Source organism: Pseudomonas sp. LS-2, assembly GCF_003605735.1.
Lineage (GTDB): Bacteria > Pseudomonadota > Gammaproteobacteria > Pseudomonadales > Pseudomonadaceae > Aquipseudomonas.
This window is the reverse complement of sequence record NZ_QXTJ01000033.1, coordinates 262,387-277,099: the sequence shown is the minus strand read 5'-3', so window position 1 is coordinate 277,099 and position 14,713 is coordinate 262,387. Positions and strand designations below refer to the sequence as shown.

Here is a 14,713-nt window from a genome sequence, read left to right as displayed (position 1 = left end):
CTGAGCTCCCACGCCCTCCGGGCAGAATCAAAAGCAGAATCAGCTCCAGGATGAAGGTTCTGCCTCATCCAGACACGCCAGTGTCGCGATGCGCGCCGGGCTGAACGTCGGGCGCAGGTGGGGCGGTTCCCAGCCGAACAGGGTGTGTGCGGCGGTCGAGCAGATGCGGCCCTGGCACGCGCCCATGCCGCAGCGGGTGTTGAGTTTGGCGGCGTTCCAGCTGGTGTGTTCGGCGAGTTCGGCGTAAGCAACATCTTCACAACGGCAGACCAGCGTGTCCGGTTTCGCCAGTTTCCTGATGGCAGGATCGAGCGCGAAGGCCTGATTCAACCGCTTGGCAAACCGCTGCCAGCGCTGGCGTTCCGGCCACAGTTCTCGCGCTTTTTCCTGTTGCCCACTCGCGGCAAACCCGGCAATCCGACCTTCCACCAGCGCCAGCTCGCTGCCGCCGAAACCGGTGCATTCACCTGCCGCGTAATGGTCGGCCAGAGTGCTCGCTTGCCACTCGTTGACGGCAATCGCGCTGTCGCGAATCTCACACCCCAGGGCTTTACCGATCTCGGTATTCGGCACCAGACTGAAACCGCAGGCCAGACGGTCGCAGGCCATTTCTTCGATGCGCGAGCCCACCTGAACCCGCACGGCTTCAAGCCGATCGGAGCCTAGCGCCTCCAGCACATACGCCGACGTTCGATAGGCCCTGCTGGCCAGTGTCACGGCTTGAACCGCCTTGTTCGGCCACTGCCACAACCCCATCGCAAACCGACTGACCGCATCGAATGCCGCCTGCTCGGCGACACGCACGACATTGGCGCCGTTCTTCTTCGCCGTGGCGGCGGACGCCAGCAGCAACGGCCCGGTTCCGGCGACGACGATTCGCTCGCCACTCACCGGCAAGCCGCCTTTTATCAGCGCCTGCAAGCCGCCCGCGCCGGTGACGCCGGGCAAGGTCCAGCCGGGGAAGGGCAAGAGCAATTCCCTCGCACCGGTGCACAGAATCAGCTGGCGATACTCCAGCACGTAGCCCCGTTCGGCGTCTTCGAGCAGCAGTTTTTTAGGTCCCGCCAGGGCGACCACTTTGCAGGCGCTGTGCAGATGAATGTTGCTGTAGCGCTGCAATTGCGCGCGCATTTCGGTGGCTTGCCCGGGCAATTGCGCCTGGGGGCCGTCGCGCCAGATCTGCCCGCCGGGCAGCGGGTTATCGTCGAGTATCGCGATGCTGATGCCGCTGGGCGCCGCCGTCAGCGCAGCCGCCATGCCGGCAGGGCCTGCGCCGATGATCAACAGGTCGACAGGCCGACTCATGAGTGCGTCTCCACTTGCATACCGTTCTGGCAGATCGTCTGGCACGCCAGGCGGCGGCGTCCATTAATGCTCACGCGACACTCCTGACAGATCCCCATGCCGCACAGCGGCGCCCGTCGCTGGCCACCGACCGAGGTACGGCTGCAATGATCGCCGCAGGACATCAACGCCGCCGCTACGGTAGTGCCTTGGGCGACCCGCACAGACTGACCATCAATGCTCAATTCAGGCATGGGCACGGGCTCCGATAAAACGTTGTGGCAGGTAGGCGTCCAGGTCCAGCGGCGACGGCGTGTGCAGCATTTGTGCGGCCAACAGCCTGGCGGTGCCGGTGGCGGTGGTCACGCCCAGGCCTTCATGACCCACGGCCAGCCACAGCCCCGGTTGTTCGGGGTGTTCGCCGATCAGCGGCTGACCGTCGGGGCTCGCCGAGCGAAAGCCGGTCCAGCTGCGAATGCCGTTCATCTGCCCAAGGTCGGGGAGAAACTCCATCGCCCGGCGCAGCATGCGGCCAAGCATGGCGCCGTCGATGGCCGGGTCTTCGTTGTCGAACTGCCGGGACGAGCCGATGAACAACTGCCCGGTCGGTCGCTGCTGCACGTTGAACGCCACCGACGGCCCGTCGCTCTTGTGAGCGTTGGTGACATAACCCAACTCCACCAGCGTGTGCGTGATCTGGGCCGGATAGCGGTCGGTGATCAGCAGATGGCCTTTCTTGGCTTGCAGCGGCAAATCCGGGCACAGCTCGCGGGCATGGATGCCGTTGGCGAGGACCACTGCGTTGGCCTGCAACCATTGGCCCTCGGCCAGACGCACCCGATTGCCCTGGATTTCGACCACCTCGGCCCATTGCTGGCGAACCCGTTCGGGCTGGCGTTGCAACAACCATCGTGCGGCATTGGGCGCGTAGAGAATGCCGTCGCCGCTGACGCTCAATGCACCGAACAACCCCGGACGCAGCGACGGCTCTGCATTGGCCAACGCCGCACCAGACAGCAACTCACAGGCTAGTCCGAACTCGCCCAACGCCGCATGCTTGCGCTCGGCCTCGGCCATTTCTTCTTCGTTGCAGGCCAGCCACAGCGTGCCGTTGTTGCGCATGGCGCAATTGTCGGGCATCTGCGGCGCCAGTTCGCGCCACAGCCGCACCGAGTATTCGCCCAGTGCGAGTTCAGCCGGGCTGTGATCGAGAACGACCAGATGGCCCATGCCCGCCGCCGTGGCCGCCGGGCGTTGGCAATCGAGCACCAACACATCCACGCCCTGACTTGCCAGCTCGTCCGCACAGGCCGCGCCGATGATACCGCCACCGATGATGATCACGTCAGCGGCATTGCCTTGGGTATCGACGTCCTTGATCAAGGACGGATGCCCCAGGCGAACGGGTCTTCCTCGTCCAGCAATAACGTCGCTTCGGCACTGATGTAGGCGCGCCCACGAATGGTCGGCACGATGCGGTCGCCCATCTGCCGCTCGCCATGTTGCCACTCAAAGCTGCCCTCGAACTCGCTGCCGATCACGCTGGCCTGGCGCCAGATCGCGCCGGCTTCGAGTTTGCCGTCGGCCGCCAGACACGCCAGCTTGGCGCTGGTCCCCGTGCCGCACGGCGAGCGGTCGTAGGCTTTGCCGGGGCACAGCACGAAGTTGCGGCTGTCTGCCTGCTCGTCGTCAGCGAACAATTCGATGTGATCGATGAGGCCGCCGTCTTCGCCGCGAATGCCTTGATTGTCCAGGGCCTGGCGGACTTTCCAGGTGTAATCGGTGAGGGCGTCAAGGTTGTCGCCGGTCACGCTCAGACCGTGATCGGCGATCAGGAAAAACCAGTTGCCGCCCCAGGCGATGTCACCGGTGACGTTGCCGAGCCCCGGTACTTCGACGATGAAGTTCTTGCGATAGCGGTAGGACGGCACGTTGTTGACGCTGACCGAGCGATCTTCATGCAGCGTGGCTTGTACCGTGCCGACCGGCGTTTCGATGCGATGCACGCCGGGGCCGATCCGGCCCAGATGCGCCAGCGACACCACCAGCCCGATAGTGCCGTGGCCGCACATGCCCAGATAACCGGTGTTGTTGAAGAAGATCACCCCGGCGCAGGCTTGTGGGTCCACAGGAGCGCAGAGCAGGGCGCCGACCAGCACGTCGCTGCCACGAGGTTCCAGCACCGTGGCCGCACGCCAGTTATCGAATGCTTCGGCAAGACGCTGGCGACGGTGCGCCATGCTGCCGCCCCCGAGATCGGGAAAACCGTCGAGCACCAGCCGCGTAGGTTCGCCGCCGGTATGGGAATCGAGGATCTGGATGCGTTTCATGGTTTACCCCCAGGTTGATTGAAACAGTTATCCGGCGCGCCACTGACTCTGTAGCAGTCCGGCTTGCCGGCGGTGGGGGCTTTGAGATCGCTGCCGCCGGCAAGCCGTGCTGCTACAGGGGGGTACAGCCGTTGCGTCAGAGTGGCGGGAATGCCGGGCAGGGTCTTGACCGATTTCGCCTTGGGGAATGACGAAATCGGCACAGCCGCGCAGGGGTCAGATTTCGCTGATGGCAGCGTTGGGAAGATGCGCGTAGAGCGCGCGGCAGACGCCGATGATGTGGTGCTCGATCAGTTCGGCGGCTTTGTCTACGTCACGATCGGCACAGGCCTTGAGGATCTCGCGGTGCTCTTGATCCGCCCGTTCCTTGCCTTCGTCGAAACTCATCTGCACCCGCAGGTAACGCTCGACCTTGTCGTGGATCGAGCGAATCATGTTCAACAGAAACGGCCGTTGCGCAGCTTCATACAGACAGGTATGAAAGGCCCAGTTCAGCTCGGCCCAGCGGCCGATATCGTCATCGCCGATGAACTCGTCGCAGATGGCCGTGGCCTGATCGACCTGTGCCTGGGTCATTCGCGGCACCGCCAGCCGTATGGCCTGAACCTCCAGCAGCACCCGCACCTCGAAAATCTGCGCCAGTTCCGGCTCGGAAATTCGCGTCACCACGGCGCCCTTGTTGCGCTGGAATTGCACCAGGCCTTCGGCCTCCAGCCGCTTCAATGCCTCTCGAACGGGGATCTTGCTGACATTGAAGACACGGGCGATGTCGTCCTGGCGAATAGGCTCATCTTCGGCGAACTGGCCGGAGATGATCGACTCGCGCAGGTACTTGGAAATCACCTCGGACGCAGACGGCGCGACACCGAGGTTAGGGGCGTCAGGAACAATGAAAGGCACGCGAGCGACTCAGGCAATGGGCGAATGGCGGATATTGTATACGACCTTCGATTTGTTACATCTCGTTGCGTCACGGCCGAATCGAAAAAAAGATCAGTGGTTGACGGTGTACGCCAGCATCATCGAAATCTGACACAGCGGCCGGCCACTTTCGGCGTGCCACTGGTTGAACGCCGCCTGCACCGCTGCCTGATCGCGTTGGCTGCTGGGCACCTTGTCGACGATTTTCTGAGCGTTGAGCGCGGCGACCACGTCATAGCTCGGGATGAACGTGGACCAGGTTATCCGACAAGGGCTCTGTTGACTAACTCTATAGTCAACATGAGCATTTGAGGGGTTATCACCCGCACTTCGCTCATATGATCGAACCGCTCCCTGGGTCTGCCTTCTCTATGCTCAGCAAAATTAAGGCCCAAAACCGAAGGGTGTGAGGCGAATCTCTGCACGATCAGAACGATTGTCAAAAGGTAATCGCTATGTCAAAAGTCTAGTGCTTCCTGGCTGATCGCTCCCTAGGGATGCTCCGATCAACTTGTCGTGCAGCCGCGGCAAGTTGCAATTTTCCAGGCACCTACAGCGTCATTGGACGAAAAGTGACCGAAAAATCATGTACGGAGAGCTTTTTCGACCGGTTCTCCGTGTTAAACGCGAACCTCACCCATACCCATGAGCTGTTTTCGAACCCTCCACAGGTTTGCCAGGGCGAACAGCGTGGTCAACTGAGCCGTGTTTTTCATCAGCCCACGAAAACGTACTTTCACGTAACCAAACTGCCGCTTGATCACGCGAAACGGATGCTCGACCTTGGCCCGTGTCTGAGCCTTGCAGAACTCGATCTTGCGCTTGGCTTTGTACAGTACGCTGCGCTGGTTCAGCTTGGAATAGGTGCTGCGACGCGCTGCAATCTGCCAGATCACCCCCCGATTTTCATGCTCTTCGCGCCTTTCGACACCGGTGTAACCGGCATCTGCATACACGGCGTTTTCTTCGCCATGCAGCAGTTCAGCCACCTGCGTGACATCGGCCATATTGGCAGCGGTGCCATGGACGTGATGCACCAGGCCGGACTCGACATCGGCACCGATGTGCGCCTTCATCCCGAAGAAATACTGACCGCCTTTCTTGGTCTGGTGCATCTCGGGATCACGCTTGCCTTCTTTATTCTTGGTCGAGCTGGGGGCATGAATAATGGTGGCATCGACGATGGTGCCTTGGCGCAGCGACAGGCCTTTTTCCTGCAGATAACCATTGATGACCGCAAGGATTGCCGGTGCGAGCTGATGCTTCTCCAGCAAGTGCCGGAAGTTCATGATCGTGGTGTCTTCGGGGATTGGCGCGCTCAGCGTCAGGCGTGCGAACTGGCGCATGGGCGTGATTTCGTAGAGCGCTTCTTCCATGGCCGGGTCGCTCAGGGAGAACCAGTTCTGCAACAGATGGATGCGCAGCATGGTTTCCAGAGGATAGGGTTTTCTACCGCCGCCGGCCTTGGGGTAGAACGGTTCGATCAGCTCCAGCAGGCCTGCCCAGGGCACCACCTGATCCATTTCGGCGAGGAAGCGCTCTCGGCGGGTTTGCTTGCGCTTGCCGGCGTACTCAAAGTCGGAAAAGCTCATCTGGCTCATGGGCGGCTCGGATCAGGTGTTGCGGGGATTCTCGCATAACTGAAGGCTTGTTCGGAGATTCCCTAGCTGCGTAGGTTTTTGAACTGCATTGACTATTCCGCACATTACTCACCCATGCTACAGTCCGAGCAGACTCTACCAAGGATGGAAATATGCCATTTCTCTTATTAACGCATGCAGATTCACCCCTTTTGGCGTTTGCTAGATGACCATATATGTCGATAACGTCAAAGTGAAATGGGCGGGCAGCGAATGGTGTCATATGGTTGCCGACACATTAGACGAATTGCATAGTTTTGCTTTGAAAATTGGACTTCGCCGTCAATGGTTCCAAAGCTCTGCCTCCTACCCGCACTACGATATTAAGCTCGCAGTCCGTTCGAGAGCTATTCAGCTCGGGGCCGTGCCAGGAACAAGAAAGCAAATCATAGAATGTGCCAAAAAACTTAAGGTTGAGCACCAGTTGTCGAAAACTGATACAACGGTACAGATGGACCTTCTGTTTTAAGGATTGATATCGATCGGAGCTGCCAATGTTTATTCAAGGCGATACCGTTGATGATCTTTTGAAGAAAGTCCTTAAAGGTATTTTGGAAAATGGAATAGAGGTCGTGCCGACAAAGGGTAAGACCAGAGAGCTGTCCGGTGTTCTGCTGAAACTGCGCAACCCGCTTGGTAGATTAAGTCGTACAGAAGGAAAGGGGACGATTTTTAGTTGTCTGGGAGAGCTGCTTTGGTACCTGTCTGGTTCTAATCAGTTGGAGCAAATTCGATACTATATTCCAGATTATCCTAAGTACTCCGATGATGGTAGGACAATTTTTGGTGCATACGGGCCAAAGTTATTCGGCGCAGAGGGCCAGATTCCGGCGATAATCCGCGCTTTAGAGAATCAAAATTCCACCAGAAAAGCAGTTGTTCAGCTTTTTTCTAGCTCAGACATCAAAGCATTTCATAAAGATATACCTTGCACCTGCACGCTTCAATTTTTAGTCAGGGATGGAAAACTCAGCCTTTACACATCCATGCGTTCCAATGACGCATTTAAAGGGCTTCCCCATGACATCTTTGCGTTCACAATGCTCCAAGAATTGCTCGCACGCAAACTAGGCCTTTCTATGGGAGAGTATGGGCACTATGTCACCAGCCTACATGTATATGTGGACGATATGGAAAAAGTTGATCGCTTTCAGCGAGAGGGCTGGCAGGAAAAGGTCTGGATGCCTAAAATGCCAGACGGTGACCAGAAGAGTAATGTATTTCAGCTACTCAAACATGAAAGGGAACTGAGAAAACACAATACTAGAATCTCTGATATGCACACCGATAACTATTGGAGGGATTTATCCTTTCTTCTCGAGGCGTTTAATCTTATAAAGAGACAAAAGTTCTCTGAGGTCGATGCTGTTGCTCAGGCAATAACGGATGTCGAGTTGAGAAGCTATGTCTTACGAAAAATTAAGGTTTCCTAAGGAGTGGAGTGCAAAATTGCAAGCGCCCGATGATCTAAATTCGATTGCAGCTGCTCAACTCATCATCTTAAAGAAAATGGTTGGTCTCATTTCAGATCAGCTCCTTAGTAAATTAGATGTAATTAGCTGGGCAGCGCCTATCCCGTATTTTGGAGACCCGTGCAGAGCGACCATTGCTACTGTTGGGTTGAATCCAAGCGATAGGGAATTTCTCTCCTCCGAGGGGCGAGAGCTGACAGACGCGTCACGCCGATTCCATACCTTAGCATCTCTCGAGCTCAGCGGTTGGGCGGATCTCACGATAGGACAACTGGAGTCAATTCATACCTCCTGCACGGAGTATTTTTCAAGGAATCCATATGACGCCTGGTTCAGACCTTTAGATCTGTTATTGAAGGGGACTAATGATTCGTTTTATAGCTCCTTGTTTCATGCTTGTCATCTGGATCTTATCCCGTATGCAACCGCTGTGAAGTGGGCTTCTTTAAAACCCTCGCAACGTGAATCTCTGCTGCGCATATCTGCAAGCTTCCTAGCTCAAGTTTTGAAATACTCACCCATCAAGATATTGGTATTGAATGGGAAAACCGTGGTAGAAAATTTTGAACGTGCCGCTGGTGTAATATTTCATAAGGAACTTGTAGATTCTTGGTGCTTACCTCGTAAAAATGGTAACCACATCAAGGGGTTTAGCTATGAAGGCAAAATTTCACGAATGGCGGATGTCGACCTTGGAAGAGATATTTCTATATTAGGATACAACCATAATATCCAAAGCAGTTTTGGAGTGACCTCTGCCGTTCGCACCTCCATTCAAGAATGGATCTCAGAGAAAGCCAAGGGGATTGAAAATTGATCGTATCCAGACAAGCACTGAAACTAGCACTGAGTGCTAAGCTCGACACCATAGTAGAAACTGGCCTACAGCTGCCCGGGGCAGGGGCAGTGGAGAATAGATCTGCACTCCTGGAACAATTAGTGGAAAGCGTCCGGCGAGTTGACTATGTGTCTGCAATTGCATCGAGACCGATCAGTATCCACCGTGCTGATCCTAGCAGCGATTACTTCGATCCCATCCGTGCTGCGGTGTTGAACACCCAGACTGGAAATGTGGAGGAGGCATGCTGGCTAATATTCTTGGCTACGCATTTTGGTAAGGCCAGCAAGACGGGCTGGCTTCTGGCAAAGGACGTATACGGCGCTCTCGGCGCAGGTTATAACTGGACTTGGCCTTTGGTAAGCACCAATGCCGTAGGTATGAGCGATTGGATCGCCGACAATCTTACAACTCTTAGGAGTGGTGGCCGAAAATTTGGCAATCACCGTAAGTACGAGACTCTGGATCCCACGAAGTCAAACTCAACAGGTGAAATCATCGAGAGCTACGTAAATTGGGTAATGGAGTATGGCTCGCACTCAGGGCTGTTTAATCACGCGCTGGTGCAATCGGATGGTAATTCAAGAGCTGCGTTTGCGAAGCTGTATAAGTCCATGGATGCAGTTAAGCGCTTTGGCCGAACTGGGAAGTTTGATTATCTTACTATGATTGCGAAAGTGGGGATCGCCCCTCTTGTGGCAGATTCAACCTACATGGCGGAGGCAACAGGCCCGATCAAAGGTGCCCGTTTGCTCTTCGGCGGAACAACGACAGCCAACATGTCTGCGGTCATATTGGAGCAAAAAATTCAAACACTGGACGCGGCACTGGGAGTCGGCATGCAGGTCATTGAAGATGCCCTCTGCAACTGGCAGAAATCACCAGGTAATTTTGTGCGTTTCAGGGGCTGATTAGATGAGGGACCATGAATATCGCACTTTCAGCTTATTCATGTGTCCTGATTTTACAATGCCTTCATGTTGCATTTGTCCCACGACAATGCCGGGAGCAATGCCCACAGCTTTGGAGAATTTGAGAATAGATCTGTAGTTGGTGGCATGGGCTCCCATATTTTTACGGAAGTTTTCTGGGATAAGCGTGAGAGCCGAAAAGTTGTTAGCCTCTTCCTCTTCTTTCGTATTTTCGAAATCTTCCCCATCTATAAAGAGCGAATTTTGCTCATGAAGGACCAAGTGACCGATTTCGTGGAATAATGAAAACCAAAAATGATCGTCGGATAAATAACGAAAGCTAAGCATTATGAGTGCCTTAGTCTTCGAGGTGAACTTGGCCACCCCGCTCGTAGGACATCCCTCTGGTGTTTTAGCTATGATAAGGGCTACGCCGCAGTTATTTAAAACTTCCTGAAGTTTAGGAATGAATTCTTTAGGCTCAGATATGAGTGTGAACGCCCTGATTGTGTCGAGGCTCCGTAGAAGTTTTTGCTTGTTCCACGGCTTACATACTAATTTGGACGATCGAGTTTCCCCGAACCTTACCCACGCAGCGGTTGCTCCCACCGCTTGGTCAAATGTCTGGCTCGTTCTGAATCGTGCCTGACTAACAAACTCTCCACTAACATCTTTCCAGGCATCAATGTTCGGAATCCCAAAGTAATCTAGGCAGTCAATGACCTTCTTGGATTTGCTGCTTGAGTTGGAAATCCACCCAAACGCTTGCATGCTTTTAATTGGCAGTTCGGCGAGCCAGCTATCTTCAGCTTTGCTGGTATGTCGAAATATTCGAGACACGTCTTCGCGGTATTGCTGCTCTCGAGTCAGCCAGAACTGCGCATCAGGACCAATGGCATCTGCTAGTCGGTGAGCAAGCTTCTCGCATATTTCCTGTTTGCCATTGAAAAGCGCGCTTATGTTGTTCACATCAAATCCAATATCTTTCGCCAAGCATTCCGGGCTAATCTCTCGATCAGAAAGAATATCTAGGATTGTTTCACCGGGGGGGGAGACCCAAGTTGGCTGAAATACAGGACTATTCATCATTATCGTTACCAATCTTCAACAATTTTACAGAAGTTACAGATTCCCAGTTTACATTGCCTGACGACAAGATAGGGACTTGTTGATGAGCGGCACTGAACAAAAGATGATGGTTTTGATGGAGTTTTACCACCACGAGCCCTGGTGGCGCTGCCTCCAGCTCGGCTGGTTTGCCAACGGGGAGATATAGGATGTTCGACGTCGCTCGGATATCCGCAAGCCTTCTAATAAGGCTCCGTGCCACCTCTGCCGGCAATTCCTGATAGGCGATCACTTCGCTGGTGCAAAGGTCTCGAAGTTCCTCCGTATCAAACGCCAATTTCAAAGCCATTCTGTCCAGTTCGTCCATGATGTGAAGGCAACAGTGGCGTAATGATACCTCTTCGTTCGGTGAAAACACATTGCTTATCGCGCGTTGCGTCGCAAATAAAGCGGTGTCCATCATCCTGGCTCTCGCTCCTGAGATTTTCGCTTGCCCTAGGCTGCAGCCCCTTGCTCCTACTCATGGTGATCAGCATCCGCAGGCTTTCTCACCGTCGCACCTAGGGTATAGCAACCCCCCAGACATCTCGCCAATCTCCAGTAGAGACCATGATTCTAAAGCAGCGGTCCACATATAGAGGGCGATACCCTGTCTGTTCCGGACTGCGAGGTCCCAATGAGGGCAGGCCTGGCGATGGGCGCCTGCTTTTGGCCGGGGAAGGACAGTGACTGCCAGTTGGCGTTCAGTTCTTACGACCTATAGGGAAGGTATCCAGGCGCGGGTTACACACCCCACTCATAGTTAACGCCGCCCTATCAGTCTTCCGTGGACCCGTTAGATGCAGCTGTCGCGAGCAGTCGACCACCATCCCTGGTGAGCCTACGCAACCCATTGCTAGCGACGTCTTCGAGTGCACTTGGCTGGACACCCTATTTCAAAATGGTTCTGCAACGAGCGATGTCTACGCACCAAAACGAGCCATATATGAGGTATGCCACCTTTATTGGGGCATTATGGTCGTCTTGTTTTTTTTTACCTACAGCCTTTAGCGAAGCAACAGTGAATCCTCTGAGAGTAGCCAACTCGCGTCGAACTCGACGTCTACACGCGCCCCAGGGAGCAGAGCAGGGCTTGGGGTGTAAGTATGAGAGTTCAGATGGTATGAGCAACCGATCCATCAAAATATATGTGGCATGCCACTTGCTTTGTTGGCTGCAAGGTCTCCATCTCTTAGGGACCTCCTACTCAGAGGATCTTGCCCATGTCATTCAGTATCGCGCATACAAGCAGCGACCGTGTGTTGCGCCCGCATCCACTCCGTACCTGGGTTCTTGCAGTTGTCTGCGCCTTGGCAAGCACCGCTATGAGTCATGCGGCGACCCTCGATGATATCAAGGCTCGGGGCTACCTCACCGTCGCGACTGAGGACGACTATCGACCTTTCGAGTTTATGGATCAGGGCAAGGCCGTTGGTTACGACAACGAGCTGCTCACCTTGGTGGAGCAGACAGCTGGGATCAAGTTACGTCAGCAGGTGATGCCTTGGTCAGGAATTCTGCCCGGGGTAACCACTGGCAAATATGACATGGCGCTCTCTGCGGTTCTGGTAACTGACGCCCGGAAAAAGACCTTCGATTTCACGTCTCCGACCGCACAAACCACCACTTTCTACGCGACGAAGAAGGGCAGTGCCATTCACAGCGCCGATGACCTGATCGGCAAAACCGTCGGAGCTGAGACAGGCAGCGCAATGCTGACGGATTTGCACGCCTTCGACGCGCAACTCAAGGCCACCAAGGGCAAAGGGCTGAAAGAAATTGTCGAGTACCACGGCTATCCGGAGGCGTACCAGGACCTCGCGATCGGTCGTCTTGACGCTGTCGCCAATACCGACCTCACTCTGAGCACTTTGATCAAAGAGCGGGGCGACATGTTCGTCATTGGTCAGCCGATTGGCCAGCCAACGTACTTGGCGTGGGCGGTCAACAAGGGCAACTCGGACGTGCTCAAGCTGGTCGACGATGCATTGATGAAGCTGCGAGCGAATGGCGAGATGTATCGGCTCCAAAAGAAGTGGCTGGGTGGCAGCCATGAAGACATGCCTGTTTCGATTAACTGATTAATTATCATGAATGCATACGATTACTGGAGCATTCTGCAGGGGGCGCTGGCTACGGTCGGCGTCTCGCTCGCAAGCATTGCCCTAGGGGTTCCGCTTGGGTTGGCATTAGCGCTGATACGTTGGGGCACAGTTCCCGTTGCTCAGAGATTGGTTGTGGTCTATGTGAGCGTTGTTCGTGCGTGCCCGGCGGTAACCTTGATTCTTTTGATTTTCTTCGCAGTACCTCAACTGGGTATCTCTCTGGAACCCGTCACGGCGGGGATCTTGGCACTTACACTTTCGACTGCCGCCTTCAACTGCGAGATATGGCGTACGGCGTTGTTGTCTTTCGAGCGACAGCAATTCGATGCCGCGCTCGCCTTCGGTATGCCTCGACGCCTCCGGCTGCTCCGAATTGTCCTGCCCCAGGTGTTTCGCTCCAGCCTGCCCGGGTTGGTCAACGAGATGACCATGCTGCTTAAGTCGAGCCCCGCGATTGCGGTTATCGGAATGGTCGAGATCACGCGTGCCGCCCAACGAATTGGTTCTCGAACCTACGAGCCGCTACCGCCATTCATCTTTGCACTGGTGATCTACAGTGCCCTGGTTTATCTGCTGGTTGTTCTGCAGCGTCATCTCGCTCGGACGGCCCCAGGACGGGAGTCGCGCACATGATGGCGGACATACTCACAATCTGGGGGCAACTACCTGATATTGCGGCTGGATTCATCAATACGATCATCTTGGTAATGGTGGCTGCAACTGGCTCATTGCTGGTTGGGATCGTGCTCACACCATTGTTGATGTCGGAACGCAAAGGCATCGCACGAGCTATCAGTGTGTACTGTGAGGTGATGCGCTGCGTGCCGTTTCTGCTGTTCGTCTATCTGCTGTATTTCGGCTTGCCCTCTCTGGGCTTGCGGATGTCGAACTGGACAACCGGGCTATTGGCGCTTGTGATCTACAACGCCGCTTACATGGCTTTGCTGCTGCAGGGCGCATGGAATGATCTTCCAAAGGAAAACATCGAGGCTGCGCGAGCATTCGGTTATCACGGCTTTGGCTTGGCGCGGCGAATCGTCATGCCACCAGTCCTAATGCGCGCCATTCCTATGATCGGCAACCAGTTGATCCAGATCGTCAAGGACAGTGCGTTTCTCACGATCATTGCTGTGACAGAGCTGACGAGTGTGATGAACGCAATTCAGTCGACGTATTTCATACCTTTCGCTGCGTTCGGTGCCGCAGTGTTGCTGTACTGGCTGTTATGCCTGTGCATTGAAGTTGTCACCAGCCTACTGACCCGTTATGCCCAGGAGCGCCGCTCATGAATGCTGTCGCAGATAATTACACCCCGCAGTCCGTCATCAACCACTCCAAAAAGGTGCTGCAGTTGCAGGGGATTTCCAAGTGGTTTGGCGATAATCAGGTTCTGCGCGATGTTTCCCTAGACGTCAGCAAAGGTGAAGTCGTTTGCCTTCTTGGGCCTTCGGGTTGCGGTAAATCAACGCTGTTGCGCTGCAGCAATTGGTTGGAAGAGCCTGGTGCGGGTTCTGTTCTGCTCAATGGTCAGCGTCTTGGTGTACACAAGGGCGGGGTCAAGATGCGCGATGCAGAACTAGCACAGCTACGCTCTCGCATTGGAATGGTGTTTCAGCACTTTGCGTTGTGGCCACATCTCACGGTATTGGAGAACGTGATGGAGGCGCCAGTCCACGTACTCAAGCGTGATCGTGAAGAAGTGCGTAAGGAGTCCATCTTGCTACTGGAAAGGGTAGGGCTTTCCGCCAAGGCAGATATGTTCCCAGCGAGGCTGTCAGGCGGTCAAAAACAACGGGTCGGCATCGCCCGTGCTTTGGCCATGAAGCCGGACATCCTGCTTTTCGATGAGCCAACCAGTGCCCTAGATCCTATGCTTGTTGGAGAGGTACTCGAGGTCATGCGCGGACTTGTCGCTGATGGAGCAACCATGGTGATCGTGACGCATGAAATGGAATTCGCCCGCCAAGTGGCCTCCCGTATCGTTTTCATGGATGGCGGGGATATTGTTGAGACAGCAACGCCCCGTGACTTCTTCTCTGCCCCGACAACTGCGCGTGCACAGCAATTTCTGGCACGATTCACTCAATCCGGACGATAGTCACTAC

At 55.1% G+C, this 14,713-nt stretch carries 16 protein-coding genes and 1 pseudogene; 8 read left to right on the top strand and 9 right to left on the bottom strand.

Translation table 11 applies throughout. The annotated features are described in order from the left end of the window. Nucleotides 1-39: 39 nt before the first annotated feature. The 7 genes and pseudogenes from D3M70_RS19530 to D3M70_RS19500 form a co-directional block, all read right to left on the bottom strand. Nucleotides 40-1,305 (bottom strand): FAD/NAD(P)-binding oxidoreductase, encoded by a 1,266-nt coding sequence (locus D3M70_RS19530; RefSeq protein WP_120127317.1) that lies wholly within the window; start codon nt 1,303-1,305, stop codon nt 40-42. Further along, nucleotides 1,302-1,538, bottom strand: a complete 237-nt coding sequence (locus D3M70_RS19525; RefSeq protein WP_120127316.1) for a (2Fe-2S)-binding protein — start codon at nt 1,536-1,538, stop codon at nt 1,302-1,304. The genes D3M70_RS19530 and D3M70_RS19525 overlap by 4 nt, the downstream gene beginning before the upstream one ends. After that, nucleotides 1,531-2,667: an FAD-binding oxidoreductase gene (locus D3M70_RS19520; RefSeq protein ID WP_305955095.1), complete on the bottom strand. Its 1,137-nt coding sequence runs from the start codon at nt 2,665-2,667 to the stop codon at nt 1,531-1,533. The genes D3M70_RS19525 and D3M70_RS19520 overlap by 8 nt, the downstream gene beginning before the upstream one ends. Next, nucleotides 2,664-3,614, bottom strand: a complete 951-nt coding sequence (locus tag D3M70_RS19515) for a 4-hydroxyproline epimerase (RefSeq protein WP_120127315.1) — start codon at nt 3,612-3,614, stop codon at nt 2,664-2,666. The genes D3M70_RS19520 and D3M70_RS19515 overlap by 4 nt, the downstream gene beginning before the upstream one ends. A 216-nt stretch (nt 3,615-3,830) precedes the next feature. Next, a complete protein-coding gene (locus tag D3M70_RS19510; RefSeq protein WP_120127393.1) occupies nt 3,831-4,505 on the bottom strand; it encodes a GntR family transcriptional regulator in 675 nt (224 codons plus the stop codon). Nucleotides 4,506-4,607: 102 nt separating this feature from the next. Beyond that, nucleotides 4,608-4,787, bottom strand: a pseudogene (locus D3M70_RS19505) (DNA-3-methyladenine glycosylase I); the annotation flags it as partial. 368 nt (nt 4,788-5,155) lie between these two features. Then, nucleotides 5,156-6,136 carry an IS5-like element ISPa41 family transposase gene (locus D3M70_RS19500; RefSeq protein WP_120127314.1) on the bottom strand — a complete coding sequence of 327 codons (981 nt, stop codon included), beginning with the start codon at nt 6,134-6,136 and terminating at the stop codon, nt 5,156-5,158. Nucleotides 6,137-6,341: 205 nt separating this feature from the next. On the opposite strand from D3M70_RS19500, the gene D3M70_RS19495 reads away from it, so the two are divergent. Genes D3M70_RS19495 through D3M70_RS19480 form a run of 4 tightly spaced genes read left to right on the top strand, consistent with a single transcriptional unit; the run spans nt 6,342 to nt 9,396 of the window. Continuing rightward, the gene (locus tag D3M70_RS19495) at nt 6,342-6,644 is read left to right on the top strand and encodes a DUF4031 domain-containing protein (protein WP_120127313.1); all 303 of its coding nucleotides are present in this window, start codon (nt 6,342-6,344) and stop codon (nt 6,642-6,644) included. 25 nt (nt 6,645-6,669) lie between these two features. Beyond that, entirely contained in the window at nt 6,670-7,608 is a 939-nt protein-coding gene (locus D3M70_RS19490) for a thymidylate synthase (RefSeq protein ID WP_120127312.1), read from the top strand. Then, nucleotides 7,580-8,464, top strand: a complete 885-nt coding sequence (locus tag D3M70_RS19485; protein WP_218568437.1) for a hypothetical protein — start codon at nt 7,580-7,582, stop codon at nt 8,462-8,464. The genes D3M70_RS19490 and D3M70_RS19485 overlap by 29 nt, the downstream gene beginning before the upstream one ends. Then, entirely contained in the window at nt 8,461-9,396 is a 936-nt protein-coding gene (locus D3M70_RS19480; protein ID WP_120127311.1) for a hypothetical protein, read from the top strand. Before D3M70_RS19485 ends, D3M70_RS19480 begins: the two co-directional genes overlap by 4 nt. On the opposite strand, the gene D3M70_RS19475 is transcribed toward D3M70_RS19480, so the two are convergent. Together D3M70_RS19475 and D3M70_RS19470 are read right to left on the bottom strand one after the other, a co-directional pair. Further along, a complete protein-coding gene (locus tag D3M70_RS19475) occupies nt 9,397-10,485 on the bottom strand; it encodes an ImmA/IrrE family metallo-endopeptidase (protein ID WP_120127310.1) in 1,089 nt (362 codons plus the stop codon). Next, the gene (locus tag D3M70_RS19470; protein ID WP_120127309.1) at nt 10,475-10,927 is read right to left on the bottom strand and encodes a hypothetical protein; all 453 of its coding nucleotides are present in this window, start codon (nt 10,925-10,927) and stop codon (nt 10,475-10,477) included. Before D3M70_RS19470 ends, D3M70_RS19475 begins: the two co-directional genes overlap by 11 nt. Nucleotides 10,928-11,726: 799 nt before the next feature. Between D3M70_RS19470 and D3M70_RS19465 the strand changes: the two genes are divergently transcribed. From D3M70_RS19465 to D3M70_RS19450, 4 genes are read left to right on the top strand one after another with little or no spacing between them, the layout of a single operon-like run. Further along, nucleotides 11,727-12,584 carry a transporter substrate-binding domain-containing protein gene (locus D3M70_RS19465; RefSeq protein ID WP_120127308.1) on the top strand — a complete coding sequence of 286 codons (858 nt, stop codon included), beginning with the start codon at nt 11,727-11,729 and terminating at the stop codon, nt 12,582-12,584. 9 nt (nt 12,585-12,593) lie between these two features. Then, the gene (locus D3M70_RS19460; protein ID WP_120127307.1) at nt 12,594-13,241 is read left to right on the top strand and encodes an amino acid ABC transporter permease; all 648 of its coding nucleotides are present in this window, start codon (nt 12,594-12,596) and stop codon (nt 13,239-13,241) included. Beyond that, the gene (locus D3M70_RS19455; protein WP_120127306.1) at nt 13,238-13,897 is read left to right on the top strand and encodes an amino acid ABC transporter permease; all 660 of its coding nucleotides are present in this window, start codon (nt 13,238-13,240) and stop codon (nt 13,895-13,897) included. Before D3M70_RS19460 ends, D3M70_RS19455 begins: the two co-directional genes overlap by 4 nt. Continuing rightward, entirely contained in the window at nt 13,894-14,706 is an 813-nt protein-coding gene (locus D3M70_RS19450; protein ID WP_120127305.1) for an amino acid ABC transporter ATP-binding protein, read from the top strand. Before D3M70_RS19455 ends, D3M70_RS19450 begins: the two co-directional genes overlap by 4 nt. Nucleotides 14,707-14,713 lie beyond the last annotated feature (7 nt).